This window comes from Streptomyces sp. NPDC038707 (assembly GCF_040636485.1).
In the GTDB taxonomy this organism is placed as follows: Bacteria; Actinomycetota; Actinomycetes; order Streptomycetales; family Streptomycetaceae; genus Streptomyces.
This window is the reverse complement of the sequence record NZ_JBEZUP010000007.1, coordinates 1-25,963: the sequence shown is the minus strand read 5'-3', so window position 1 is coordinate 25,963 and position 25,963 is coordinate 1. Positions and strand designations below refer to the sequence as shown.

The window sequence follows — 25,963 nt, the reverse complement described above, 5'->3', positions numbered from 1 at the left end:
GTGCGGACCGTGCTGTGGCGGGCCTCGCTCGCCTCCGCCCTGGTGTGCGGGATCGGCCTGCTGCCCTGGCTCAGCGGCACCGACCCCGCGCTCACCGTGCTCAGGGCGCGCGCCCAGGACCGCGACCCGGACCCCGCCGTGCTCGCCGCCATCCGCGACCAACTCGGCCTGGACACAGGTCCGTTGTCCCTGCTCGGGCGCTGGCTCGGCGGGCTCCCGCGCGGTGACGCCGGCCGGTCCTGGATCTCCGGGGCCGAGGCCGGACCGGTCGTCGTACAGGCACTCGGCGCCTCCCTGCTGCTCATGGCGGTCGCCCTTCTGGTGGCCGCCTGCACCGCCGCCGCGGTCTGCGCCCGCACCCTGTACCGGGGCGGCCGGACCCGGCCCGGCGGCACCGGCTCCGCGATGCTCGCCACCCTGCCGGAGTTCCTCACCGCCTCCGTCCTCGCCACCGTCGTCGGCGTCCAGCTCGGCTGGCTGCCCGCCCTCGGCTGGTACGGGCCCCGCTACACCGTGCTGCCCGCGCTCGCCCTCGGCCTGCCCGCCGGAGCCGTCCTCGGGCGGCTCCTCGACGACCAGCTGCCCGGCGCCTTCGCCGAACCCTGGGCGCGCGCCGCCGCCGCGCGCGGACTGCCCCGGGCGCGCGTCGCCCGCCAGGCGGTACGCCGCTGCCTGCCCGGACTGCTGCCCAACACCGCCCTGTTCGTCGTCGGCATGACCGGCGGCGCCGTCGCCGTGGAACAGCTCTACGACATCCCCGGCCTCGGCCGCACCACCCTCCAGGCCGCCCTCGCCCAGGACCTGCCCGTCCTCCAGGCCGGCACCCTCGCCCTGTTGCTGCTCGCCGCGCTCGCCACCGGCGCGGCCCGGCTCGCCGTCCGGCTGCTCACCGGCCCCGCCCTGCGCGACGGCGCCCTGCCCGCCCCGCCCCGGCTCACCCCGGCGGTCCGCCGCACCCCGCCGCTGCTGCTCGGCGGGGCACTGCTCACGGTCCTCGCGGCCGGTCTGCCCCGCGACCCGCTCGCCCTGAACACCACCGCCCGCCTCAGGCCCCTGTCCTGGTCCCACCCGCTCGGCACCGACGCGCTCGGCCGCGACCTGCTCGCCCGGGTCGCCCACGGCGCCCTGGACACCCTGCTGCTCGCGCTCGCGATCAGCGCCGGCACCCTGCTCGCCGGACTGCTGCTCGGCCTCCTGCCCCGGCTGTCCGGACCGCTCGCCGACACCGTCAACGCCGTACCGCCCGTGCTCGCCGCGCTGCTGGTCACCGCCGTCACCGGGGGCGGCCCGGCCACCCCCGCGCTCGCCGTCGCCGCCGTCGCCTGGGCACCGCTCGCCACCCACACCTCGGCCCTGCTCCGCCAGGAACGCGCCGCCCAGCACCTCACCGCCACCCGGGCCCTCGGCGCCGGCCGCTGGTACCTGCTGCGCCACGAACTCCTGCCCGCCGTCGTCCCGTCGGTGACCCGGCACGCCCTGCTGCGGCTGCCCGGCACCGCCCTCGCCCTCGCCGCGCTCGGCTTCCTCGGCCTCGGCGCCCAGCCGCCGTCCCCCGAGTGGGGCCGGCTGCTCGCCGAGAACCAGCCCTACGCCGAGCGTGCCCCCTGGGCCGTCCTCGCGCCCGCCGCCGTCCTCGCCGTCCTCGGCGCGCTGGTGGTGACCTCCGCGGGCGCCCTGCACCGTCGTCCCGCCCAACTCCCCGGTGCGGCGAGGGAGAAGTCCGCCCGATGAGCGCCCCGCGCACCGACCGGACCCCGCTGACACCGCTGCTGCGGCTGCTGATCCTCACCCAACTCGCCTTCAACATCGGCTTCTTCGCCGTACTGCCGTTCCTCGCCGACCACCTCGGCACGGCGATCGGCATGGCCGGCTGGCTGGTCGGCGTCGTGCTCGGGCTGCGCACCTTCAGCCAGCAGGGACTGTTCGTGGTGGGCGGCGCCCTCGCCGACCGGTACGGCGTGCGGCCCGTCGTCCTCACCGGCTGCGCGCTGCGCATCGCCGGGTTCGCCTGGCTGGCACACGCGGAACGCACCTGGTCGGTGATCGGCTCCGTGCTGCTGATCGGCTGCGCCGCCGCGCTGTTCTCCCCGGCGGTGGAGTCGGAGGTCGCCCGGCAGGCCGTCCTGCGGGAGGAGGCGGGCGGCGGGCCGCGGGCCCGGGTGCTGGCCCTGTTCACCGTCGCCGGGCAGGCGGGCGCCTTCACCGGCCCGCTGCTGGGCGCCCTGCTGCTGACCGCCGACTTCCGCACGGTCTGCCTGGCCGGCGCGGCCGTCTTCACCGCCGTCCTCGCCGGGCACGCCGTCCTGCTGCCCCGGCACCTCCCCGGCCGCGCACCAGTCGCCGTGCGCGGCGGACTCGGACCGCTGCTGCGCAACCGCCGTTTCCTCGCCCTGTGCTGCGGCTACGGCGCCCAACTCCTCGCCTACAACCAGCTCTACCTCGCCCTGCCCGCCGAGGTCCGGCGCACCACCGGCTCCCAGGCGCCGGTCGCCTGGCTGTTCGCGCTGTCCTCCCTGCTGGTGGTGGGCGCCCAACTGCCCGTCACCCGCTGGGCCGGCCGCCGGCTCACCCCGCGCCGCTCGCTGGCCGCCGGGCTGCTGCTGACCGGCGCCGGATTCGCCGCCGTCGCCGTGGCCCGGCCGGCCGGCCTCACCGGCCTGCCCGGACTGGCCCCGCTCGCCGTCCTGGTCGTCCTGCTCACCGCCGGCCAGATGCTGGTCGCCCCGGTCGCCCGCGCCTGGCTGCCCGACCTCGCCGAACCCGGCCGCATCGGCCTCTACACCGGCGCCCTGTCCTCCGTCTCCGGCCTGCTGGTCCTGCTCGGCAGCACGGCCTCCGGCGCGCTCCTCGACCTCGGGCTGCCCCCGGCCCTGCCCTGGGCCGTCCTGGCGACGCTACCGCCGGCGGCGGTACTGGTCCTTCCGGGCGAGCGGGCCCCGGGGCCGGGCACCGACAGCCTCGGAACGGGTGGGACCGCTCGCCGGGGTACCGGTGTCCGGCGGCTGCCGCCGAGATGACGGGCCGGCCGTCACGGGCCGGTGGGTCGCAGGGCGCGTCCAGGTGGCCGAGCGGGTGCCGTTGCCGATCGGGCCGTGCGGGAGCAGCATCACGTATCTGCGCACCGCACGGGAACGCGTGGACGACCAGGAGGGAGGCGGCGATGGAGCTCCGGGCCCGGGTGGTCGTCGTCGGCGGCGGGGTGATCGGCACGAGCATCGCCTGGCACCTCGCCCGCGCCGGAGTGCGGGACGTCATCCTGGTGGAACGGGACGAACTCGCCGCCGGCTCCACCTCCAAGGCCGCCGGCGGCGTACGCGCGCAGTTCTCCGACGAGCTGAACATCCGGCTCGGCGCGCGCAGCCTGGAGGCGTTCGGCCGCTTCGGACAGGAGGTCGGACAGGACATCGGGCTGCACCGGGTCGGCTATCTGTTCCTGCTGTCCACCCCGGAGCAGGTGGCCTCCTTCGAGGCGGGCGTGCGGCTGCAGAACTCCCTCGGGGTGCCCAGCCGGCTGATCACCCCGGCTGAGGCCCGCCGGCTCTCCCCGCTGATCACCACCGACGGCCTGCTGGCCGCCGCGTACTCCCCGGACGACGGCCACTGCACCCCCGAGGCCGTCGTCCACGGCTACGCGAACGCCGCCCGCGCCCTCGGTGTCCGCGTCCTGCGCCACACCGAGGTCACCGGCATCGACCTGCGCGGCGGCACCATCACCGGCGTCCGCACCACCCTCGGCACGGTCGCCACCGACACGGTGGTCTGCGCGGCCGGCGCCTGGTCGCGGGCGGTCGGCGCGATGGCGGGCGTGGACCTGCCGGTACGGCCGCTGCGCCGGCAGATCGCCGTCACCGGGCCGGTGCCCGGCCTGCCGGCCACGCTGCCCATGACCATCGACTTCACCACCAGTCTCTACTTCCACCGCGAGGGCCCCGGCCTGCTGCTCGGCATGTCCGACCCGGACGAGCGGCCCGGGTTCGCCACCGGCACCCACGACCGCTGGATCCCCCGGCTCGCCGAGGCGATGCGCGGGCGCGCGCCCGCCCTGCTCGACCTGCCCCGCACCGGCGGCTGGGCGGGCCTGTACGAGAACACCCCCGACCACAACGCCCTGATCGGCGAGGCGCCGACGGTGTCCAGGTTCCTGTACGCCACCGGCTTCTCCGGACACGGCTTCCTCCAGGGACCCGCCGTCGGCGAGGTGATCCGCGACCTGTACCTCGGGCGCGTACCCTTCCTGGACGTCAGCCCCCTGAGCGCCGGCCGGTTCGCGGCCGACGCCCCGCGCCCGGAGGCCAACCTGGTATGACGCTCCACCTGTGGCTGCGCCACGAGCCCCGTACGACCGAACGGCGCACGCCGGTCGTCCCCGCCGACGCCCGCCGCCTGGTGGACGGCGGGGTGACGCTGACCGTCGAGGAGTCACCGCAGCGGATCTTCCCGCTCGAGGAGTACGAGGCGGCCGGCTGCCGGCGCGCGCCGACGGGCTCCTGGGCCGGCGCACCCCGCGACGCCGTGATCATCGGCCTGAAGGAACTCCCGGACAGTCCAGGCGAGTTGATGCACCGCCATATCTGCTTCGGCCACGCCTACAAGCGTCAGCCGGGCGCCGCCGGGCTGCTGCGCAGGTTCGCGGCCGGCGGCGGGGCGCTGCTGGACCTGGAGTACCTGGTGGACGACGAGGGCCGCAGAGTCGCCGCCTTCGGGTTCTGGGCGGGCTATCTCGGCGCCGCGCTCGCCGTGCTCCAGCACCGGAGCCGGCTCACCGCGCCGCTCGTCCCCACCACCAAGGAGGAGCTGGACGCCGTACTGCGGCACGGGGCCCGGGACGCGCGGAGCACGGCGCTGGTCATCGGCGCCCTGGGCCGCAGCGGGCGGGGCGCCGTGGCCGCCTTCCGCACGGCGGGCACCGAGCCCACCCGCTGGGACCTCGCGGAGACCCGCGACCTGGACCGGCCGGCCCTGCTCGGGCACGACGTGCTGGTCAACGCGGTCCTCGCCACCGCCCCCGTCCCGCCGTTCCTGCGCGAGGAGGACCTGGACGCCCCGGCCCGCCGGCTGCGCACCCTGTGCGACGTCACCTGCGACGTGGGCTCCCCGTTCAACGTGCTGCCCCTCTACGACCGTACGACCGACTGGGCGGAGCCCGTGCGCCGGCTGCGCGAGGAACCGCCGCTGGACCTGATCGCCATCGACAACCTGCCGTCCCTGCTGCCCAGGGAGTCCAGCACCGACTTCTCGGCGGCCCTGCTGCCGCAGCTGCTCGCCTTCGGCCCCGGCGGCGCCTGGGGCCGCTGTCTCGACCGGTACCACCAGGCCTGCCGTGAACTCGGCATCGAGCAAAGGGAGACAGGCACATGACCGACCGCGTCCCGGCGAGCGGCACCGTCCACTGGGTCGGCGCCGGACTGTCCACCGGCAGCGGACTGGCCGCCCTGTGCGGCACGGCCGGCCGGGTCCTGCTGTGGCACCGCACCGCCGACCGCGCGGCCGACGCCATGGCCCGCCGGGGCCTGACCGGACGCGCCGAGCCCCGCGCCCTCACCCCGGACGCCCTCGCCGCCGCGCTGGAGCCCGGGGACGTCGTGGTGTCGATGCTCCCGGCCGGCCGGCACGCCGGACTGCTCGCCGCCTGTGTGCGCGCCGGGGCGCACTTCGCCTGCTCCAGCTATGTCTCGCCGGACCTGCTCGCGCACACCGACGCGGCGCGCGCGGCCGGGCTCACCGTGCTGACCGAGACGGGCCTGGACCCGGGCATCGACCACCTCTTCGCACACAGCCTGATCGGCCGGGCCCGGGCCCGGATCGGCGCGCGCACCCCGGCCTCCTACCGGCTCACCTCCTACTGCGGCGGCCTCCCGGCGGTCCCGGGCGACTTCAGGTACCGCTTCAGCTGGTCCCCGCTCGGCGTCCTCAACGCCCTGCGCACACCCGCCCGTTACCTTCACGGCGGCACCGAGACCACGGCCGGCCGGCCCTGGGAGGCGACCCGGCCGCTGGTCCTGGACGGCGAGACCTTCGAGGCGTACCCCAACCGCGACAGCATCCCGTTCCTCGCCCGGTACGGCCTGCCCGCCGCCTGGACCCCGCACACCTTCGTGCGCGGCACCCTGCGGCCGGCCGGCTGGCGCACGGCGTGGGAACCCGTCTTCGCGGAGCTGACCGAGGGCGACGACGAACGGATCGCCGCGCTCGCCCGGAAGCTGGCGGCGGCCTACCCGGCCACCAAGGCCGACCTGGACCGGGTGGTGCTCTCCGTCCGCCTGGAGGTGGACGCGGGGGAGGGCCGCGCGTGGACCGGGGCGTATCTGCTCGACCTGACCGGCGACGCCGAGGAGTCCGCGATGGCCCGGTGCGTCTCCCGTGCGCTCGCCCTCGGCGTCCGGCACATCCTGGACGACAGCCTGCCCCCCGGACTGCACCGGGCGGCCGAGACCCCGCAGCGCGCGGACCGCTGGCTGGCCGAACTCGTCGACGACGGACTGGATTTCACGCTGACCCTGGGCCAGTAACCGCCGGTGCGTTCAGCCCGTCACCGCCTCGTGCACCAGCCGCCGCAGCTCGGGGAACACCTTCAGCCGCTTCGGGCGCACCTGGGTCAGGAACTGCACGGTCAGCTCGTGCGCCGGGTCGACCCAGAACGCGGTGCCGGCCACGCCGGTCCAGCCGTAGGTGCCGAGGTGGGACGGGGCCAGGGTGCGGGCGGGATCGGTGACGACGGAGACGTTGAAGCCGAAGCCGAGCCCGTCCATGCCCGGCTCCCGGTGGACCGGGGCGCCGAAGGACCGGAGGGTGGCCCCGCCGGGCAGCTGGTTGCGGGTCATCAGGGCGAGCGTGCCGGGGTCCAGCAGCCGTACGCCGTCCAGCTCGCCGCCCCGGCGCAGCATCTCCATGAACCGGTGGTAGTCGTACGCGGAGGACACCAGGCCGCCGCTGCCGGACAGGAAGCGCGGGCGGCCGCGCACCGGCAGCCCCGGCACCGGCTCGATCCCGCCCGCGTCCGTCTCGCCGTACAACTCCGCCAGCCTGTCCGCCTGTCCGGGGGTGACGTGGAAGCCGGTGTCGGTCATGCCGAGCGGGCCCAGGATCCGTCCGGCGAGGAACGCGTCCAGCGGCTGCCCGGAGACCAGCTCGATCACCCGGCCCAGTACGTTGGAGGCGACCGAGTAGTTCCACTGGGTGCCCGGGTCGAACTGCAGCGGCAGCCGCGCGTACAGGTCGACGGTCCCGGCGAGGTCCTTGCCCGGCGGCACCGAGTACTCCAGGCCCGCCGCGCGGTACAGCGCGTCCACGGGGTGGCGGTGGTAGAAGCCGAAGGTCAGGCCGGCGGTGTGGGTGAGCAGGTGCCGGATCAGGACCGGGCCGGCGGCCGGGCGGGTGCGCACGTCGTCGCCCGAGCCGCCCGTGTACACCCGGGGCCCGGCGAAGGCCGGCAGATGGCGGTCGAGCGGGTCGTCCAGGGACAGCAGACCGTCCTGGACCAGCAGCAGCACCGCCACCGCGGTGACCGGCTTGGTCATCGAGTAGATCCGCCACAGCGTGTCCGGCTCGACCGGCAGCCCGGCCGCCACGTCCCGCAGCCCGTACGTGGTCAGATGGGCGACCCGGCCGCCGCGGGCCACCGCCACCAGGAAGCCGGGCAGCCGCCCCTCGTCCACGTACCGGGCGAAGTGCCCGTCCAGCCGGGCGAGGGCCCCGGGGTCCAGTCCCGCCTCCGCCGGGTCGACGTCCTGTCGCAGCCGTCCCATGGCTCTCCTCCCGTCGCGTCCGTCCCGCCTCTCATCGTCGCTCAGGACCACCGGCCGGGACAGGGTCGTGCGGGGCGGGAACGGACGCCGCGGTACCGGCCGGCCCCGGCAGCAGGCGGGCCACGGGCACGGCGAGCGCGGCCACCGCCGCCAGGACGAGCAGCGCGGCCCCGGTGCCCGCGCCGAGCAGCGCGGTCGCCGCCGCCACCCCCACGGCGGGGCCGACGTTCAGCGCGGTCTGCTGCAGGCCGCCCGCCACCCCGGCCGTCCGCACCTCCGCCCCGCGCACGATCACCTGCGTGGCCGCCACCAGCACCGTGCCGAAACCGGCGCCGAGCAGCGCGAAGGCGAGGCCGAGCCCGGCCGGGGCGGTGGTCCGGGACAGCAGCAGGATCCCGAGCGCGAGGGCCGCCGCGGCCCCGGCCGTCACGCCGCGCGCACCCCGCCGGCGCAGCAGCGCCGGGCACAGCGCCGCCGACAGCACCATCAGCACCGCCAGCGGCAGGCCGCGCAGCGCGCTGTGGAACGGGTCCAGGCCGAGCCGGCGCTGGAGCACGTACGTGGTGACGAACAGGGTGCCGAACAGGGAGGCGGAGACGGTGACCAGGACGGCGAGCGCCGCCCCGGCCGCCCGGGCGCCGATCACCTCCGGCGGCAGCAGCGGACTCGCCGCGCGCCGCTCGTGCCGCACCAGCACGGCGGCCGTCAGCGCGGCCGCCGCCAGCCCCGCGCCGGAGACCGGCCGGGCCGTGACCGCGTACACCAGGAAGGCGAGCGCCACCGCGAGCAGGGCGGCCCCGGGCAGGTCCAGCGGGGTCCGGGCGGGCGCGGCGGGCCGGTTCCGGCGCACCAGGGCGGGCAGGCCGAAGGCGAGCGCGGGCACCACGTTGACCAGGAACACCGCCCGCCAGCCCAGGCCGGTCACCAGCGCCCCGCCCACCAGCGGCCCCGCGGCCGCCGCCAGCCCGATCGCGGCGGTCCGCACCGCCAGCGGCGACGCCAGCCGGTCCGGCGGATACGCGGCCCGCAGCACGCCCAGCGTGGCCGGCTGCGCCAGCGCCCCGAACACCCCCTGCACCGCCCGCAGCACGATCACCCAGCCCACCCCGGGCGCCGCCGCGATGCCCGCCGAGGCGGCCCCGAAGCCGAGCATGCCGAGCCCGAACAGGCGCCACTGCCCGTACCGGTCGCCGAGCCGCCCCGCGAACACCAGCAGGCTCGCCACCGCGACGAGGTACGCGGTACTGGTCCACTGCACCTCGGTGAACGACGCGCCCAGGTCCCGTTGGAGGCTGGGCTGGGCGACCGTGAGGGCCGTACCGTCCAGCGCGACGACCACCGCGCCCGCGACGCTGCTCGCCAGCGTCCAGGACCGGTTCACCGGCCGTCCCCGGGCCCCAGGTGCGCGGCCAGCACGGTCTCCAGCAGGGGGGCCAAGTCGTCCTGGCCGGTGGCGAGTTGCAGACTGCGCCAGCGCCACAGCTGGGCCAGTCCGTGCAGGTTGGCCCACAGGGCGCCGGCCACACGCGGGGCGTCGGCGTCCGGGTCGGCCGTGGCGACCAGCCCGGTGAGCAGCGAGAACAGCGGCAGGCTCGTCTCCCGCAGCCCCAGCCGGCCGCTCTCCAGCAGATCGTGACGGAACATCAGCTCGTACATGCCGGGCTGCTCCAGCGCGAAGTCCAGGTACGTCCGGGCCAGCGCCGCCAGTCGGTCCCGGGCCCCGCCCCTCTCCCGGTCCAGCGTCTGCCGCACCCGCTCGGCCAGGCCGGCGAAGCCCCGCAGGGCGATGGCGGACAGCAGTTCCAGGTGGGTGGGGAAGTGGCGGCGCGGGGCCCCGTGCGAGACGCCGGCGCGCCGGGCGATCTCGCGCAGGGTCAGCGCCTGGGGGCCCTCGGCGGCCAGCAGTTCCACGCCGACGTCGACGAGACGGTCGCGCAGGCTGGTGTCGGACTCGGTCATGGACAGTGTCTACCAGCCCTCCGTAGACAGTGTCTACCAACCTCCGTGGGCAGTGTCCGCGGAGGCTGGGCGGCGGGGAATGCGCGGGCCACCCGGGCGGGTTGACCGGACTATGACTCAGGACCCCACGCAAGAGGCGCTGCTCGGCCTGCTCTCCGAAGGCCACGGCGGCGTACTGGTCACCCTGCGGCGCGACGGCCGCCCCCAGCTGTCCAACGTGACCCACGCCTACTACCCCGAGGAGCGGATCATCCGGGTCTCGGTCACCGACGACCGCGCCAAGACCCGCAACCTGCGCCGCGACCCCCGCGCCTCGTACCACGTCACCAGCGCCGACCGCTGGGCGTACACCGTCGCCGAGGGCACCGCCGAACTGACCCCGGTCGCCGCCGGCCCGGGCGACGACACCGTGGCGGAACTCGAACGGCTCTACCGGGACGTCCTCGGCGAACACCCGGACTGGGACGACTTCCGCGCCACCATGGTCCGCGACCGCCGTCTGGTCCTGCGGCTGCACGTCGAGCGGGCGTACGGCGTCCCCCGCAAGAGCTGACCCGCGCCGCGGCGCCGGGCGGGACAGGACCGCCCGGCTACGGCGCCTGCGCCGTCCGGGCCTCGATCGCCCGCAGCACGGCCACCATGTCCTCCCCGCCGTGGCCCCGCGCCACCGTCTCCCGGAACAGGGCGTGACACACGTCCAGGAGCGGGGAGGCGAGACGGGCCGCGCGGGCCGCGTCGGCGATCAGCCGGTTGTTCTTCAGCACGTCCAGCGCCGCCGCCTGCACCGCGAAGTCCCGCTCGCGCAGCTTGGGCGCCTTCATCCGGGACACCGCGCTCGCCATCGGGCCCGCGTCCAGCACCTCCAGGAACAGCCGGCGGTCCAGCCCCTGCCGCTCGGCGAAGTGGAACGCCTCCGCCAGCCCGGTGACCTGGGTGATCAGGAAGAGGTTCACCGACAGCTTCATCAGCAGCGCGCCCGGCACCGCCCCGCACGCGAACGTCTCCCGGCACAGCGGCGCGAGCAGCGGCCGTACGGCGGCCACGGCGTCCTCCTCGCCGGCCAGCATCGCGACCAGCTGCCCCTGCTCCGCCGGCACCCGGGACCCGGAGACGGGTGCCTCGGCGTACCGGCCGCCGGCCGCGCGGATGTCGGCCTCCAGCGCACGGGAGTACTCCGGGGCGGTCGTGCCCATGTGGACGACGGTCCGGCCCGCGACGCGCGCGGCCAGCTCCGGTGTGCCCCGGCCGAGGACCGCGTCCACCGCGGCCTCGTCGGCGAGCATCAGCAGCACCACGCCGGCCCGTGCGAACACCTCGGCGGCGTCCGCCGCGACCTCGGCGCCGGCCGCGCGCAGCGGCTCCGTCCGGTGCGGGGTCCGGTTCCAGACCACGAGCGGGACGCCGGCGTGCGCCAGGCGCAGGGCCATGGGCCCGCCCATCACTCCGAGACCGATGAATCCGACGTTCATGGCCGGCCGCCCTTCGCGCCGCGCGTCGTTTATGACAACGGTCATAGTAGCGGGCGTCATGACGGCGGTCATAGGGTGAGGTGGCGGGTGAGGCGGTGGGTGAGGAACGGAGGTGGCGCATGACCGAGGAGGGGCCCGGACCGCGGGAGCGGATGGTCTTCAGCGCGGCCCAGCTCATCCGGCGGCACGGGGTGGCCGGGACCGGTATGCGCGAGGTCGCCGCGCACGCCGGGGCACCGCGCGGCTCGCTCCAGCACTACTTCCCGGGCGGCAAGGAACAGCTGGTCAACGAGGCGGTCCAGTGGGCCGGGCGGTACGCGGGCAAGCGGATCGCCCGCTTTCTCGCGGGGCTGGACGAGCCGACGCCGAGCGGCCTGTTCGCGGCGATGGCCGCGCAGTGGACCGACGAGTACGCGGCGGACGGCTTCGCGGCGGGCTGCCCGGTCGCCGCCGCGACGGTCGACCGCGCCGGCTCGGCCGAGGCGACCCGCCGGGCGGCGGCTGCCGCGTTCACGGCCTGGCGCGGGCCGCTCGCCGCGGCGCTGACCGACCTGGGCGTGCCGGCCGCCCGGGCCGAGTCGCTGGCCACGCTCATGATCAGCACCATCGAGGGCGCGATCCTGCTGGCCCGGGCCGAGCGGAGCACCGCCCCCCTCACCACCGCGGTACGCGAACTCGGCCCCCTGCTCGACGCCGCCGCCCACCACTGACCGATCCTTGCTGCCCGGCGTGCCGCTGCCCGCCGCTGGCTGGGCCTGCCGTCCGGGGGGCGTACGCCGGTGGCTGGGTGGGGTGTGCGCGTACGTCGGTGGCTGGGTGGTGTGTGCGCGTACGTCGCCTGCACGGCGCTGGTTGGGCCGGCTGGCCGGCGTGCCGTCGCGCGTCCGTGAACGGGTTTGCCGCTCGGTGGGCCCCGCGCGCCCCCGGGCCCGCTGCCCGGTGCGTGGCCCGGCGGCCGACGGTCCGATCCGCCGCCCGGCCCACGGCGTCCGGCCCGGCCCGGCCCGACCGGTTCCGGCCCGGCTTCCGGTGTGCCGCCGTCCGGTGCCCGCGGCGTGCCGCCCGACCTGAGTCCCCGGGCGGCCGGGTCAGGCCGTGCCCGCTCCGGCGGTCTCCTCCTTGACCCACATCTCCAGCAGGTCCACGAAGTCGGCCGCCCGGTGACGCCAGTTCAGTTCCGTCATGGCTGCCTGGCGACCCTGCCGGGCGGTGTGCAGGCGCAGCCCGGCGTCGTCGGCCAGGCGGCGTATCGCGCGCGCCGCAGCCGGTGGGTCACGGTAGGGCACCACCAGTCCGCAGCCGTGCCGTTCGACCAGTTCCGCCGCCAGGGGGGTGGGCGTGGTGACGACGGGTATGCCGTGGGCCATGTACTCCACGACCTTGGTGGGCCGGGAGTGCCGGTAGTTGGCCTGGTCGTGCAGCAGGGACAGGCCGGCCAGGGCGCCGGACAGCCGGGCCAGCGCGCGGTCGTTGGGCAGGAAGCCGTACCAGCGCAGCACCCCCTCCCGGTCGGCCGCCGCCAGCGCGTCCCGCACCTCCGGGTCCGCCGTGCCGATCGCCTCGACCCGCACCGCGGGGGCCAGCAGCCGCGCCAGGTCGATCAGTTCGAGCGCGCCGCGCGCCCGGGACAGCTGGCCCAGGTAGACCACCCGGTCGTGACCCGGCGGCGGGGGCGGACCGGGCGGCGGGGCGGCGAGGTTGGGTATGACGGGGTGGCGGCGCCGGAACCGGTCCTGGTAGGCGTCCTCGGCGAGCAGCAGCCGCAGCCGGCGCTCGGCCAGCCGCTCGGCCGCCCGCACCGCGGCCCGCAGCGGCGGCCTGAGCGGCCGGGGCACCCAGCCCTTCATCGCCAGGGCCGCCGCCGTGTCCTCGTGCACGTCCCACACGGTGACCGGCGCCGCCCCGGCCCGGCGCAGCCGGCGCAGGGTGCCGGGCAGGGCGAGCAGCAGCTCCGGATCGTGCAGCAGTATCACGTCCGCCGCCGGGCCGCGTTCGGCCAGCAGCGTCCGGGCCGCGCGCAGCGCCGCGCGCCGGTCCCGGCCGGCCGCCCGGGGCAGGTCCACGCCCTCGACACAGGGCCGGGGGAGGACGTCCCGGGCCGCGTACGGCGCCGCGTACACCACCTCGTGGCCGCGCTCGCACAGCGCGGCGATCTGCCGGTGCAGTATGCGCGCGTCCTCGGGGTGGTGGACGACGGTGACGACGAGTATCCGCATGGTGGTGCCTTCCGACTCCCCGAGGACGCGCGGAGGGGGTGAGGGGCCTACAGGACTTCGACACCGGGCCGGTGGATCCGCCCGCGGGTGTCGAACAGCAGCCGCGCGGTGTCCGCGAGGGCCGTCAGGTCGTAGGCGGAGTGGTCCTGGAGCAGGATCGTCAGGTCGTACTCGCGCGCCGCGGCCGTCAGGTCGTCGACGCGGGGCACGGCCACCCCGTCCACCGACCACCGCGGCACCTGCGGGTCGTGGAAGGCGACGGCGGCCTGCCGTTCCCGCAGCAGCCGCGCCACCGGCTCCGCCGGGGTCTCGCGCAGGTCGGCGACGTCCGGCTTGTAGGTGACGCCGAGCAGCAGCACCCGGGAGCCGTGCAGCGGGCGGCCGGCCGAGTTGAGCAGGTCCTGGGCACGGCGCACCACGTACTCCGGCATCCGCCGGTTGATCTCCTGGGCCAGCCCGACGAACCGGAAGTCGTACCCCAGCGAGGAACGCACCTTGTAGGAAAGGTAGTTGGGGTCGATCGGGATGCAGTGGCCGCCCACCCCGGGGCTCGGCCGGAAGGCCTGGAAGCCGAAGGGCTTGGTGCCGGCGCAGCGGATCGCGTCCCACACGTCCACCCGCAACTCGCGGCTGATGATGGCGAGTTCGTTGACCAGCGCGATGTTCACATGCCGGTACGTGTTCTCCAGCAGCTTGGCCATCTCGGCCTCGCGGGTGCCCTTCGCCTGGACCACCATGTTCACGAACTTGGCGTAGAAGGCGACCGCGCGCACCGCGCAGGACGCGGTGCAGCCGCCGACCACCTTGGGGGTGTCGCGCAGCCCGTGCTGGGTGTTGCCCGGGTCGATCCGCTCGGGCGAGAAGGCGAGCGCGAAGTCCTCGCCGGCCCGCAGCCCGGACTCCTCCAGCAGCGGCCGTACGACCTCCTCGGTGGTGCCCGGGTACGTGGTCGACTCCAGCACCACCAGCTGCCCGGGGCGCAGCCGGCCGGCCACCGCGCGGGTGGCCGAGACGACCGCACCCAGATCGGGTCCGCCGTCCTCGCCGAGCGGGGTCGGCACACAGATCACCACGGTCTGCGCGCGCGCCAGGCAGGCGTCGTCGGTGGTCGCGGCGAAACCGGCCGCCCGCATCCGGCGCACCTCCTCGTCGGGGACGTCACCGACGTGCGAGCGCCCGGAGTTGAGCCCCGCGACCACCCGCGGGTCGCGGTCCAGGCCCACGACGCGCAGGCCGACCGAGGCCGCCTCGCGGGCCAGCGGCAGTCCGACGTAGCCGAGCCCGATCACGGCGAGTTCCACCTCTCCGTAGGGCTGCGGCTCTTGCATGTCCCCGAGGAAGGGGGTCTGTTCGACCTGCATAGGGATTCACCCGGCCTTCGCGGCTGCGCTGGTGGGGCTCGCGGGGCGTCAGACGCAGCCCAGCGAGCGGTATGCCTCGCGGGTCGTCGCGGCGACCCGGTCCCAGGTGCGGTCCCGCGCGACTCTCGCGCGGGCGGCGGCTCCCCATTCGAGCCGCTGCTTTTGACTGTAAAGCACCTTTTCGAGTTCATCCGCCCAAGCTTGTGGGGATTCAGCCGGAATAAGCCGTCCGTTCACCTCCGGTTCGACCAGCTCCCGCAGCGCGGGAAGATCACTGGCGAGCACGGGGAGCCCGCTCGCCATCGCCTCGACCGGCTTGAGCGGGGTCACCAGACGGCACACCCGGGCGTCCGCACGCGGCACCGCGAACACGTCCAACGCCGCGTAGAAGTCCCGGACTTGGGTGTGCGGCACGCGGCCGGTGAACACCGCGGTGCCGTCGTCCGCCAGGCCCAGACGGGCCGCCAGCCGCTCCAGGCGCGCCCGCTGAGGGCCGTCCCCGACGATCAGCAGCCGCAGCGGCACCCCGCGCCGCCGCAGCTCTGCACCCGCATGGAGCAATGTGCCGATCCCCTCGTGCGGGGTGAGGCTGCCGACCGTGCCCACCACATACGCCTCCGGGGCGATGCCGAGCCGGGCGCGCACCGCGGCCCCGTCCGGCGGCGGCGCGAGGAACGTCCCGTCCACGGCGTTCGGCACGATCAGCACCCGCTCCCCGGGCACCCCGCGCGCCACGATCTCGGCCTTCATCGCGGCACCCAGCGTCAGCACCAGATCGGCCCGGCGCATGCAGTCCGTCTCCAGCTCCCGCCGCCCGCGGTAGACCGCGTCCGCCGGAGTGCGCGCCGGGTCCTGGCTCAGCCAGGTCTCCTCCAGGAAGCCCCGCACCTCGTAGACCACCGGCAGGCCGTAGACCTCGCGCAGGGCCAGGGCCACCCGGCCGTTGCCGTGGTCGGTGGCCGCGTGCAGCACGGCGGGCCGCAGCAGCTCCACCAGCCGCCCCGCCAGCTCGGCGTTGCGGACCAGCGCGGGCCCCTGCCCGTACGGCAGCCACCAGGGCAGCAGCCGGTGCTGCGGCACCCCGCCCACCAGCTGGAGCGCACCGGCGTCCAGCACACCCCGCGCCACCGGGAACCCGATCCGGGTCACCACGTGCGGATCGAGCCCGGCGGCCCGCTGCGCCTCGGCCAGCTTCTGGGTGCGCACGGTGTAACCCGCGTGGGCGTACGGCAGCGAGTTGGTCACCAGGTGCAGCACCCGGCCGGGCACCGGCCGCACCGGCCGCCCGGCGGGCGCGCTCACCCGAACGGCCGACGGCAGCGCGCCCGGTCCGGCCGGCCGGGCCCGGCCGTCCAGCCACCGTTCCACCGGCCGCGTCCGGCGCCGCAACCGCGCCGGCAGCAGCCGCAGGGCCAGCAGCGCGGCCCGGGCGGGGTCCTGGCGCAACTCGCCCCAGGCCACGGATGCGGCCAGACTGACAGCGCGGGGGATACGACGGGACATGCCGCCACGGTAGGCCGACGCGGCGCGCGGCGCCTCGGACGCGACCGCGCGCCGGCGCCGGCCGGGGCACGACGCTCCCCTCGTCTCCCCGTGCGCTGCCCCTCGTCCGACCGCCCGCGGAAGGCGACGACATGAACGGCGTCATGAACGGCCCAGTACTCCATGTGGTCGGCACCCGGCCCAACTTCGTGAAGGCGGCTCCCGTCGTCGCCGCGCTCCGCTCGGCCGGCTGCGACCAGACCCTGGTGCACACCGGACAGCACTACGACGCCCGGATGTCGGACGTGTTCTTCCGCCAACTGGGGCTGCCCCGGCCGGACACCGACCTCGGCGTCGGCTCCGGCAGCCAGGCCGGGCAGACCGCCGACCTGCTGGTCGCCCTGGAGGCCGAGCTGACCGCCCGCGCACCGGCCCTCGTCGTGGTCTACGGCGACGTGAACTCCACGCTGGCAGCCGCCCTGGCCGCCGCCAAACTGGGCCTCCCCGTCGCCCATGTCGAGGCGGGGCTGCGCAGCTTCGACATGGCGATGCCGGAGGAGGTCAACCGGCGCCTGGTCGACCAGCTCGCCGGGCTGCTGTTCGCCACCAGCCCGGAGGCCGTCGGCCACCTCGCCCGCGAGGGCGCCGACCCCGCCCGGGTGCACTTCGTCGGCAACCCGATGATCGACACCCTGCTCACCCACCTGGACCTGTTCGACCCGGCCGCCGCCCGCGCCGCGCACCGGCTGCCCGAGCGCTACGGCGTCGTCACCCTGCACCGCCCCGCCAACGTCGACGACCCCGACGCCGCCCGCGCCGCCGCCCGCGCGCTCACCGAGGCGGCCCGCCACCTCGACCTGGCCGTCCCGCTGCACCCGCGCGGCCGGGACGCGCTGCGTGCGGCCGGACTGGACGGCGCGCCCGGCGTGCACCTCCTCGAACCGCTCGGCTACCTGGAGTTCATGAGCCTGGTGTGCGGCGCCGCCGCCGTGATCACCGACTCCGGCGGGGTGCAGGAGGAGACCACCGTGCTCGGCGTGCCCTGTCTGACGCTGCGCACCACCACCGAACGCCCCGTCACCGTCACCCACGGCACCAACCGCCTGGTCGGCCCCGGCGAACTGGTCCCCGCCCTGTGCAAGGCACTCGACGGCGCCCCGGCCGCGCCCGCGGAGGGACCACCGCTGTGGGACGGCAAGGCCGGCCCCCGGATAGCCCGCCTGATCACCCAGTGGCTGGAGCACCATGACTGACGCCGCCCTCGACCTCCCCGGCCCTCCCGGCGGCGCTCCGGCCGGCCTCGACCGGGCCGGCAACGAACTGTTCCACGCCCTCCGGCTCGGCACCCTGCTCACCCTCCTCGGAGACCTCAGCGACCGGGCCGCCCCGCTGTTCGTGCTCGACGCGGGCTGCGGCACCGGGTACTTCGCCCGCGCCCTGGACCGCTGCGGCCACCGCGTGGACGCCGTCGACGCCGACGAGGAGGCGGTCGAACGGGCCCGCGCCGCCGGCGACGGCCCCCGCTACAGCCGGGCCCGGCCCGACGAGTGGCGCGGCCCGTGGCCGTACGACGTCGTGCTCTGCGCCGACGTGCTGGGCCGGCTGCGGGACGACACCGAGCGGACGGCCGCCCTGCGCAACCTGGCCTCCCAGGTCCGGCTCACCGGCCGGCTGATCGTCACCGACACGGAGACGCCCGTACCCCGGACCCGTGGGGACCGGGTGCGGCACCGGCCCGCGGCCTGCTGCCGTGCCGCCCTCGAACCCCTCGGTCTGCGGCACACCGAGTCCCGTCCGTACGGCTTCCGCGAGGTCGAGGCCGGCTTCCACGTCTTCACGAGGATCCGCTGATGCGTCTGACCGATCTGCTCCACCCGCACCTGGACGGCGTCACCAGGGTCGTCGACGCCACCGGCCCCGGCCTGCGCCTCGCACCCTTCCTCCACCTCCCCGACGGGGTGACCCCGCACCGCGACGACGGCCAACAGAGCATCGACGCGGGCGACCTGGTGCTCCTGTCGGACGGCCCCGACCCCGCCGTGCACGGCACCGAGGACGCCCTGCGCGCCGTACTGCGCCGGCTGCGGCCCGGCGCCCGCGGCCTGCTGCTGTCCGCCCACCCCGACCCCGCACCCCCGTACCACCGGCTCCTGGACGACCTGGTGACCCAGCGCTGCCAGGTACTGCGCGCCGCCCCGCTCGACTACGCCCATCTGCGCTCCGGCGCGGTGTTCACCCGCCTCACCACCGCCGAACTCCTGCCCCCGCACGACTGGTCCGGCCGCCCGGTGCCCTCCGACGGCTTCGCCACCTCGCTGCGGATGGCCGGCGAGTACGTCCTCGCCGACCTGGCCGCCCGCACCCTGCGCGCCCGCCACCAGGACCTGGAACGCCGCGCCGAGGAGGCCGAACGCGCCCGGGACGCCGTCCGCGAGGACGGCCTCGCCGACCGGCTGGCCGCCACCGTGCGGGAGAAGGAGGAGCTGGCCTCCGCCCTGTGCCAGGCCCGTGACCGGGTCCAGGTGCTCCAGGCACGGGTGGCCATGCTGGAGGGCTCCACCTCCCTGAAGGTGGGCCGGGCCCTGGTGTCGGCGGCCCGCTCGCCCCGGCGCGGGATGCCCGGCCTGCCCCGCGAGCTGTACGGGCTGTGGCGGGCGCGCTCCGCGCGGGGCCCCGCGCCCGCCGCCCGGTCCGCCGCCCGCACCGCCCCCGGGGCCGCCGACGACCGCCTCCACCTCGTCCACCGGGCGTTCGCCGCCACCCCCCGCGACCGGCTGGTGATCGCCGGAATCCTCACCGACGAGACCGCCGAGGACTTCGCGGCGGACGCCGTGGTGAACCGGCCGCTCCCGCACGACGGGCCCCTGCTCGTACGGCGCACCGACCCCGACGCGCTCGTGGTCCAGCTGAGCGCCTGCACCGGGCACGGCCCCTGGGCCCTCACCGGCACCGGCACGGCCCCCGACCTCGACCGCCGGCTCGCCGCACTCCTCACCGAGGCACGGGCCCTGGGCCGGCGGGCCGTGCTGTGGCGGGACGCCCCGGCCTCCGCCGCGCCCGGCCTCGCCCAGCTGGCCTGGGACGCCGTCCTGGACGCCGGCACCGGCGTACGGCTGTCCCGGCTGGACCCGGGCGAGGACACCCGGGAACGGCTGCGGGAGGCGTTCCAGTGGGACAGCACCCGGGTCCGGCTGGCCGAGCTGGCCCGGCTGGCCGGCGCCCCCGACCCGCTGGCCGGACGCCGGGTCGCCGTGCTCGCCGCCCCCCGGGACCGGCACGAGGCGGCCCGGCTGACCGCCCAGGTGCTGGGCCAGCAGCACCGCCCCGCCGAGGTGGTCGTCCCCGACCCGGCGGCCCTGGACGAACTCGACGCCGCGGGCGTCGCCGTACGCACCGGGCCGCCCACCGCGGCCTGGGTCTCCGACTGGAGCGACCTCACCGAGGACCGCCCGGACACCCTGCTGCTGGACCTGCTGTGCGCCCAGGAGTACTCGGGCGCCGACGCGCTCGGCCACGCGGCCGGCGGCGCCGACTACACCTTCGTCCCCGAGCTGCGCCGGCCGTTGCTCGTCCGCCGCTCCCTGCACCTGACGGGCGCCCCGGCGGAGAGCTGGTGCGGCCGCGGGTACCGACTGTTCGCCGTGCGCGGGAAGGAACCGTCATGAGCCGAGTGATACGGGCCCTGGTCTACGGCGACGTGGACCTCAACCTCATCGACGGCTCCGCCGTCTGGGCCCAGTCGACCGTGCAGGCGCTGTCCCTGGCCGGGTGCGCGACCCGGCTGGTGCTCAAGTCACCGGTGCTCACCGGCCGGCTGACCGACCCGCTGGCCGGGCTGCCCGGGGTGAGCGTGGTCCGGCCCGCCGAGGAGCGGCTGGTCCACGGGCAGGCGGGCCGGCCGCTGTCCCCGGTGCAGGCCTCGCGCCTGCTCACCCGGCTCGACGGGGAGGAGCCCTGCGACCTGCTCGTGCTGCGCGGGCGCCGGATCGTCGGCCAGGTCGTCGCCGACGGCCACTTCGACGGGCGGATCTGGGCCTACCTCACCGACATCCCGCAGTCCGCCGCCGCGATGACCGAGCGGGCCCGCACCGAACTCGGCCGCATCGCCGCCGCCTCCCGGCTGCTGCTGTGCCAGACCGAGGAACTGCGCTGCTTCCTGGAGACCTGGGTGCCCCAGGCCTGCGGCCGCAGCGTGCTCTGCCCGCCCGCCGTGCCCGAACCCGGCTTCCCGGTGCCGGACCACGACCGGCCGCACGATCCGCTGCGGCTCGTCTACACCGGCAAGTTCGCCCCGCTGTGGAACACCCTGCCCATGACCCGGCTGCCCGCCCTGCTGGCCGAACGGGGCATCCGGGCCGAACTCCACACCGTCGGCGACAAGATCCACGACGACCCCGGCCACCCGGAGTTCCAGGAGGCCATGCACCAGGCCCTGCACGGGGGCACCCCCGGCGTCCGGCACCACGGCGGCCGGCCCCGCGAGGAGGCGATGCGCATCGCCGCCGGCTGCGACATCGGCCTGGGCTGGCGCGACCCCCGGCTCGACGCCAGCCTCGAACTGTCCACGAAGGTACTGGAGTTCGGTGCCCTCGGCCTGCCCGTCGTGCTCAACCGCACCCCCGCCCACGAGGCCCTGCTGGGCCCCGACTACCCCCTCTACGTCCCCGGGCGGGCCGAGACCGAGGACGCCGCCGAGGCCGTGGCCCGCGCCGCCCGCGACCCCGAGGCCCGCCGGCTCGCCGCCGACCGCTGCCGCCGGGCCGCGAGCCGTCACACCCTGAAGGCCGCCGCCGGCCGCTGGCGCGGCCACCTCGACCGGGTGTTCCCGCCCGCGCCCCCCGCCGTCGCCCACCGCGCCCGCCCGCTGCGGGTCGGCGTCGCCGGCCACGACCTGAAGTTCCTCACCCGGCTGCTGGACCACTTCCGCGCGACGCCCGGACTCGACGTCCGGGTGGACGCCTGGCCCGCACTGGCCCGGCACGACCAGGCCGCGAGCCGCGAACTCGCCGACTGGGCCGATGTGGTGGTCGTCGAGTGGTGCGGGCCGGCCGCCGTCTGGTACAGCCGCCACAAGCGGCGCGGCAGCCGGCTGGTGATCCGCCTGCACCGCTTCGAACTCGACGCCGCATGGCCGCGCCAGGTCGACATCGACGCCGTCGACCGGGTCGTCTGCGTCAGCCCCTACTACGCCCGCCGCACCCTGGAACACACCGGCTGGCCCGCGCACAAGGTCGTCGTCGTGCCCAACTGGGTGGACGCCGACCAGCTCGACCGGCCCAAGGCGCCCGGCGCCCGGTTCCGCCTCGGCATGATCGGCATCGCGCCCAGCCGCAAGCGCCTCGACCTCGGCCTGGACGTCCTGGAACTGCTGCGGGCCGAGGACCGGCGCTGGCAGCTGTCGGTCAAGTCCAAGCCGCCGTGGGAGTACTGGTGGATCTGGAACAAGGCGGAGGAACGCGCCCACTACGAGGCGATCCTGCGCCGCGTCCAGACCTCCCCGCTGCTCGAAGGAGCCGTAGTCTTCGACGACTTCGGCGCCGACGTGCCCAACTGGCTGCGCCGCGTCGGGCATGTGCTGTCCACCAGCGACGACGAGTCCTTCCACCTCGCCCCGGCCGAGGGCATGGCCTCCGGCGCCGTGCCCGCGCTGCTGCCGTGGCCCGGCGCCGACGAGATCTACGACCGGCGGTGGATCCACGCCGGCCCGCGGGCGATGGCCGAGGCGGTCGCCGGACTCGGCGCCGGCCAGGAGACCTGGCGGGCCGCCGGCGAGACGGCCCGCGCCCAGGTGCGGCGCACCTACGCGCTGGACCGGGTGGCGGCGGCCTGGACGGACCTCCTGGTCACCGGCCGGGTCACTGACGGCTGACCGTACGGGTGACACCGGCGACCACCGTCGTCGCCAGGATCCACCCGGTGAGCACCAGGACGTAGGCCAGCACCTGAAGGCCGCCGCGCGGCGCGAACGCGGAGTCCTGCCCGAAGGAGATCACCGGCAGCAGCAGGTCCAGCGTGTAGAACACCGGGTGGAACGGCGGTGCCTCGCCCGCCTTCAGCGGGCGGGGAGGGTGCAGCGCGAAGGCGAGCGAGCCGAGCGCGAGCAGCGACAGCAGCCAGCCGGCGGCGCGCAGCGGACGGAAGCCGTAGCCCACGGTGACATCCTGGACCAGGCCCCACAGCCGCCCGTACCAGGGCAGTGTGTGCCGGTGCCGGCGCTGCTTGGCGAGCTGCACCAGCCGGGCCGCGTGATCGTCGCCGACCCGGCGGTACGCGGCCGTCAACTGCTCGTAGGCGTGCGGCACATAGCCGTCCCGCTCGCGCAGCAGCATGGGCAGCCGGCGCTCGGCCGGCTCGTGCGGGACGAGCGAGGTGTACGTCAGGTCGCCGAGCAGCACCGTCTCCGGCACCGAACCCGGCTCCAGCAGCAGGACGTCGAGCTGGGCGCGGCGCAGATTCAGGGCGCCCTCCATGGGCGGGCCCTTGCGCAGCCACAGCTCGCCGATGGCGGAGCTGCCGGCCCGCAGCGCCGTACCGTCCGGGTGCGACAGCAGGGTGTACGACAGGTCGAGCCGCCCCGCGATCCGGGCGCCGCGCAGCCCCGTCCAGCCGCGCACCTCGGCGGCCCGCAGCAGCATGTCCCCCGCGACGGTGAGCGTCTCCGCGTCGAGCGCGGCGTGCCCGGGGTTGCCGAGCCGGGCCTCGTTGAGGTTCAGCGATCCGGCGACGCTCGCGCCGTTGAGCCGTGTCTGCCCGTGCGTGCGCAGTCCCGGCGCCCACAGGTCGGCGCCGAGCACCGCCTGGTTGAGCTGGAGCACCGGCTCCTCGGCGCCGGGCGCGGACACCTCGGCGCCCTCCAGGTACAGGCTGCCGGTGATCCGGGCGCCGCCGAGGCGCAGCAGGCCGTGGCAGCGGGCGCGGGTCAGCCGCACCAGCCCGTCCACGTGCACGGCGTGCGCGACCAGGCCGGGCAGCACGGACTCGCTGAGGTTCAGCTCCCGCAGCCGGGCGGCGTAGCAGCGCGGGGCCTCGTCGAAGTGGCAGTGACGCAGCCGCACCGGGTGGTCGATCGTCGCGTACTGCAGATCGAGCCGCCCGGTGATCCGGGCGCCCGCCACGCTCAGCGACGGTATCTCCCCGTCCTCGCGCTCCCCGTCGAGCAGCAGCGCCCGCAACACCCCGGCGCGCACGGTCCGTTCCGGTCCCCACGCACCGGCGTCGGCGGGGTCCTCGCCGGGTGACTCCCGGAAGTCCGTGAACTCCCCCCGGGCGAACGCCCGCCACACCCGCTCCTCGGCCGCCGTCAGATCGTCGATCTCCACCGGCGTGACTTTCACCCGCGGACGGAGCGCCTGTCAAACACGCCTTCCGCGCCGGTCACTTCAGGAGAGGGGACCCGGCGAAGCGCGCGGGACGGTTCGCCACCGCCCGACGCTGCCTGGCCGGCCGCCGGTCCCCAGGGACACGGGAGCCCCCGGTCCCTGGGGACCGGGGGCGGACCGGGGGCGCACGGACGTGCGGCGGCTACGGGCGGACGTTCCACTCCGCGATGACCGGGTGGCCGTGTTCCGTGGACAGGCGACTCACCGTGGCCGTGGCCAACTGGAACAGCCGGCCGTCGGCGGGCGGCAGGCCGAGGCGGCGGGCGGTGAGCACCCGCAGGAAGTGGGCGTGGGCGACGAGGACCACGTCTCCCTCGGTCAGGTCCGCCGCCAGGCGGGCCAGTACCCGGTCGGCGCGGGCGCCGATCTCGGCCGGGCTCTCCCCGGGGTGTCCTTCGGGGCCGGGCGGGACGCCGTCGGTCCACAGGTCCCACCCGGGGCGGGTGCGGTGGATCTCGGCGGTGGTGACGCCCTCGTAGCCGCCGTAGTCCCATTCGTGCAGGTCGGGATCGGGCTCGATCCCGGGTATGCCGGCCAGTTCGGCGGTGCGCAGCGCGCGGCCCAGCGGGCTGGACAGCGCGCGGGCGTAGGTCCGGCCGGTGAGGAGCGGGGCGAGGGACTTGGCCTGTTCCTCGCCCTGTCCGGTCAGCGGCAGGTCGGTCCAGCTGGTGTGCTGTCCCGACCTGCTCCACTCCGTCTCACCGTGGCGGACCAGCAGCAGGTCCCCCACGGCGGGTCAGCCCTTCTTCTCGACCGCGTGGCCGCCGAACTGGTTGCGCAGCGCGGCGATCATCTTCATCTGCGGGGAGTCGTCCTGCCGGGAGGCGAACCGCGCGAACAGCGAGGCGGTGATGGCGGGCAGCGGCACGGCGTTGTCGATGGCCGCCTCCACCGTCCAGCGGCCCTCGCCGGAGTCCTCCGCGTAGCCGCGCAGGCCCTCCAGGTGCTCGTCCTCGTCGAGGGCGTTGACCGCGAGGTCCAGCAGCCAGGAACGGATGACCGTGCCCTCCTGCCAGGAGCGGAAGACCTCGCGGACGTTCTCCACGGAAGTCACCTTCTCCAGCAGCTCCCAGCCCTCGGCGTAGGCCTGCATCATGGCGTACTCGATGCCGTTGTGGACCATCTTGGAGAAGTGCCCGGCGCCGACCCGGCCCGCGTGCACATAGCCGTACGGGCCCTCCGGCTTGAGCGCGTCGAAGATCGGCTGCAGCCGCTCCACGTTCTCCTTCTCGCCGCCGACCATGAGCGCGTAGCCGTTCTTCAGGCCCCACACGCCGCCGGAGACACCGGCGTCGACGAAGCCGATGCCCTTGATGCCGAGCGCGGCGGCGTGCTTCTCGTCGTCGGTCCAGCGGGAGTTGCCGCCGTCGATGACGGTGTCGCCGGGGGAGAGCAGGTCGCCGAGTTCGTCGATGACGGTCTGGGTGGCGGTGCCGGCCGGGACCATCACCCACACATGGCGGGGCGCGTCGAGCTTCTCGACCAGTTCGGCGAGGCTCTTGACGTCGGAGACCTCCGGGTTGCGGTCGTAGCCGATGACGGTGTGGCCGGCGCGGCGGATGCGCTCGCGCATGTTGCCGCCCATCTTGCCGAGGCCGATGAGACCGAGCTGCATGATCAGTTCTCCGATGCGTTCTTGAGAGTGCGGTAGGCGGCGACGAGGGCCGTGCTGGACGGGTCGAGACCGGGGACGTCGGCGCCCTCGGTGAGCGCGGGTTCGACCCGCTTGGCGAGGACCTTGCCCAGCTCCACGCCCCACTGGTCGAAGGAGTCGATGTTCCACACCGCGCCCTGCACGAACACCTTGTGCTCGTACAGCGCGATGAGCTGGCCGAGCACGGACGGAGTCAGCTCGGTGGCCAGGATCGTGGTGGTGGGGTGGTCGCCGCGGAAGGTGCGGTGCGTCACCTGCTCCTCGGTGACGCCCTCGGCGCGGACCTCCTCCGGGGTCTTGCCGAAGGCGAGCGCCTGGGTCTGGGCGAAGAAGTTGGCCATCAACAGGTCGTGCTGGGCCTTGAGTTCGCCGCTCAGCTCGCCGACGGGCCGGGCGAAGCCGATGAAGTCGGCCGGGATCAGCTTGGTGCCCTGGTGGATCAACTGGTAGTAGGCGTGCTGCCCGTTGGTGCCGGGCGTGCCCCAGACCACCGGTCCGGTCTGCCAGTCCACGGGCCTGCCGTCGCGCTGCACCGACTTGCCGTTGGACTCCATGTCGAGCTGCTGGAGGTAGGCGGTGAACTTGGACAGGTAGTGCGAGTAGGGCAGCACCGCGTGGGACTGGGCGTCGTGGAAGTTGCCGTACCAGATGCCCAGCAGGCCCAGCAGCAGCGGGGCGTTGGCCTCGGCGGGCGCGGT

The 25,963-nt window shown here is 75.7% G+C and carries 21 protein-coding genes and 1 pseudogene; 11 read left to right on the top strand and 11 right to left on the bottom strand.

Annotation, left to right across the window (positions count from 1 at the left end; genetic code table 11):
• The 5 genes from AB0E62_RS12025 (at position 1) to AB0E62_RS12005 (ending at position 6,509) form a co-directional block, all read left to right on the top strand.
• On the top strand, positions 1–1,731 hold the full coding sequence (locus AB0E62_RS12025; protein WP_362191379.1) for an ABC transporter permease subunit: 1,731 nt from the start codon (positions 1–3) through the stop codon (positions 1,729–1,731).
• Positions 1,728–3,017, top strand: a complete 1,290-nt coding sequence (locus AB0E62_RS12020) for an MFS transporter (RefSeq protein ID WP_362191377.1) — start codon at positions 1,728–1,730, stop codon at positions 3,015–3,017. Before AB0E62_RS12025 ends, AB0E62_RS12020 begins: the two co-directional genes overlap by 4 nt.
• Positions 3,018–3,160: 143 nt before the next feature.
• Complete coding sequence (locus tag AB0E62_RS12015; RefSeq protein ID WP_362191375.1) at positions 3,161–4,306, top strand: FAD-binding oxidoreductase; 1,146 nt, start codon at positions 3,161–3,163, stop codon at positions 4,304–4,306.
• Positions 4,303–5,358, top strand: a complete 1,056-nt coding sequence (locus AB0E62_RS12010) for a saccharopine dehydrogenase (RefSeq protein WP_362191373.1) — start codon at positions 4,303–4,305, stop codon at positions 5,356–5,358. The genes AB0E62_RS12015 and AB0E62_RS12010 overlap by 4 nt, the downstream gene beginning before the upstream one ends.
• Positions 5,355–6,509 (top strand): saccharopine dehydrogenase family protein, encoded by a 1,155-nt coding sequence (locus AB0E62_RS12005; protein WP_362191371.1) that lies wholly within the window; start codon positions 5,355–5,357, stop codon positions 6,507–6,509. Before AB0E62_RS12010 ends, AB0E62_RS12005 begins: the two co-directional genes overlap by 4 nt.
• Positions 6,510–6,521: 12 nt before the next feature.
• Here the strand turns inward: AB0E62_RS12005 and AB0E62_RS12000 are convergent, their stop codons facing one another.
• The 3 genes from AB0E62_RS12000 to AB0E62_RS11990 are packed head-to-tail and all read right to left on the bottom strand — an operon-like array spanning position 6,522 to position 9,704.
• A complete protein-coding gene (locus AB0E62_RS12000; protein ID WP_362191369.1) occupies positions 6,522–7,745 on the bottom strand; it encodes a serine hydrolase domain-containing protein in 1,224 nt (407 codons plus the stop codon).
• 31 nt (positions 7,746–7,776) lie between these two features.
• Positions 7,777–9,126 carry an MFS transporter gene (locus AB0E62_RS11995; RefSeq protein WP_362191367.1) on the bottom strand — a complete coding sequence of 450 codons (1,350 nt, stop codon included), beginning with the start codon at positions 9,124–9,126 and terminating at the stop codon, positions 7,777–7,779.
• Entirely contained in the window at positions 9,123–9,704 is a 582-nt protein-coding gene (locus tag AB0E62_RS11990) for a TetR/AcrR family transcriptional regulator (RefSeq protein WP_362191365.1), read from the bottom strand. The genes AB0E62_RS11995 and AB0E62_RS11990 overlap by 4 nt, the downstream gene beginning before the upstream one ends.
• Before the next feature lie 112 nt (positions 9,705–9,816).
• On the opposite strand from AB0E62_RS11990, the gene AB0E62_RS11985 reads away from it, so the two are divergent.
• The gene (locus tag AB0E62_RS11985) at positions 9,817–10,257 is read left to right on the top strand and encodes a PPOX class F420-dependent oxidoreductase (protein WP_362191363.1); all 441 of its coding nucleotides are present in this window, start codon (positions 9,817–9,819) and stop codon (positions 10,255–10,257) included.
• A 37-nt stretch (positions 10,258–10,294) separates the two neighbouring features.
• On the opposite strand, the gene AB0E62_RS11980 is transcribed toward AB0E62_RS11985, so the two are convergent.
• Positions 10,295–11,173, bottom strand: coding sequence for an NAD(P)-dependent oxidoreductase (locus AB0E62_RS11980; protein WP_362191361.1), 879 nt, complete (start codon positions 11,171–11,173; stop codon positions 10,295–10,297).
• A 119-nt stretch (positions 11,174–11,292) separates the two neighbouring features.
• Between AB0E62_RS11980 and AB0E62_RS11975 the strand changes: the two genes are divergently transcribed.
• Positions 11,293–11,883: a TetR/AcrR family transcriptional regulator gene (locus AB0E62_RS11975; protein ID WP_362191359.1), complete on the top strand. Its 591-nt coding sequence runs from the start codon at positions 11,293–11,295 to the stop codon at positions 11,881–11,883.
• Between the two features lie 378 nt (positions 11,884–12,261).
• On the opposite strand, the gene AB0E62_RS11970 is transcribed toward AB0E62_RS11975, so the two are convergent.
• The 3 genes from AB0E62_RS11970 to AB0E62_RS11960 all read right to left on the bottom strand — a co-directional run bounded on the left by AB0E62_RS11970 (position 12,262) and on the right by AB0E62_RS11960 (position 16,253).
• Positions 12,262–13,389 (bottom strand): glycosyltransferase, encoded by a 1,128-nt coding sequence (locus tag AB0E62_RS11970; protein WP_362191357.1) that lies wholly within the window; start codon positions 13,387–13,389, stop codon positions 12,262–12,264.
• A gap of 47 nt (positions 13,390–13,436) precedes the next feature.
• The gene (locus AB0E62_RS11965; protein ID WP_362191769.1) at positions 13,437–14,717 is read right to left on the bottom strand and encodes a nucleotide sugar dehydrogenase; all 1,281 of its coding nucleotides are present in this window, start codon (positions 14,715–14,717) and stop codon (positions 13,437–13,439) included.
• Between the two features lie 81 nt (positions 14,718–14,798).
• Complete coding sequence (locus tag AB0E62_RS11960) at positions 14,799–16,253, bottom strand: glycosyltransferase family 4 protein (RefSeq protein WP_362191355.1); 1,455 nt, start codon at positions 16,251–16,253, stop codon at positions 14,799–14,801.
• A gap of 143 nt (positions 16,254–16,396) precedes the next feature.
• Here AB0E62_RS11960 and wecB point away from each other — a divergent pair, with 143 nt between their 5' ends.
• Genes wecB through AB0E62_RS11940 form a run of 4 tightly spaced genes read left to right on the top strand, consistent with a single transcriptional unit; the run spans position 16,397 to position 22,101 of the window.
• Entirely contained in the window at positions 16,397–17,485 is a 1,089-nt protein-coding gene (gene wecB, locus AB0E62_RS11955; RefSeq protein WP_362191353.1) for a UDP-N-acetylglucosamine 2-epimerase (non-hydrolyzing), read from the top strand.
• Entirely contained in the window at positions 17,478–18,083 is a 606-nt protein-coding gene (locus AB0E62_RS11950) for a class I SAM-dependent methyltransferase (protein ID WP_362191352.1), read from the top strand. The genes wecB and AB0E62_RS11950 overlap by 8 nt, the downstream gene beginning before the upstream one ends.
• Positions 18,083–19,897: a hypothetical protein gene (locus AB0E62_RS11945; protein WP_362191351.1), complete on the top strand. Its 1,815-nt coding sequence runs from the start codon at positions 18,083–18,085 to the stop codon at positions 19,895–19,897. The genes AB0E62_RS11950 and AB0E62_RS11945 overlap by 1 nt, the downstream gene beginning before the upstream one ends.
• Positions 19,894–22,101, top strand: a complete 2,208-nt coding sequence (locus tag AB0E62_RS11940) for a glycosyltransferase (protein WP_362191349.1) — start codon at positions 19,894–19,896, stop codon at positions 22,099–22,101. The genes AB0E62_RS11945 and AB0E62_RS11940 overlap by 4 nt, the downstream gene beginning before the upstream one ends.
• Here AB0E62_RS11940 and AB0E62_RS11935 read toward each other — a convergent pair.
• The 4 genes and pseudogenes from AB0E62_RS11935 to AB0E62_RS11920 form a co-directional block, all read right to left on the bottom strand.
• Positions 22,088–23,551 (bottom strand): membrane-associated oxidoreductase, encoded by a 1,464-nt coding sequence (locus tag AB0E62_RS11935; protein ID WP_362191347.1) that lies wholly within the window; start codon positions 23,549–23,551, stop codon positions 22,088–22,090. The two genes, AB0E62_RS11940 and AB0E62_RS11935, sit on opposite strands and share 14 nt — an antisense overlap.
• A 202-nt stretch (positions 23,552–23,753) precedes the next feature.
• The gene (locus tag AB0E62_RS11930; protein WP_362191345.1) at positions 23,754–24,341 is read right to left on the bottom strand and encodes a histidine phosphatase family protein; all 588 of its coding nucleotides are present in this window, start codon (positions 24,339–24,341) and stop codon (positions 23,754–23,756) included.
• A gap of 6 nt (positions 24,342–24,347) precedes the next feature.
• Positions 24,348–25,226 (bottom strand): phosphogluconate dehydrogenase (NAD(+)-dependent, decarboxylating), encoded by an 879-nt coding sequence (gnd, locus tag AB0E62_RS11925; protein WP_362191343.1) that lies wholly within the window; start codon positions 25,224–25,226, stop codon positions 24,348–24,350.
• 2 nt (positions 25,227–25,228) lie between these two features.
• Positions 25,229–25,963: pseudogene (locus AB0E62_RS11920) on the bottom strand (glucose-6-phosphate isomerase); the annotation flags it as partial.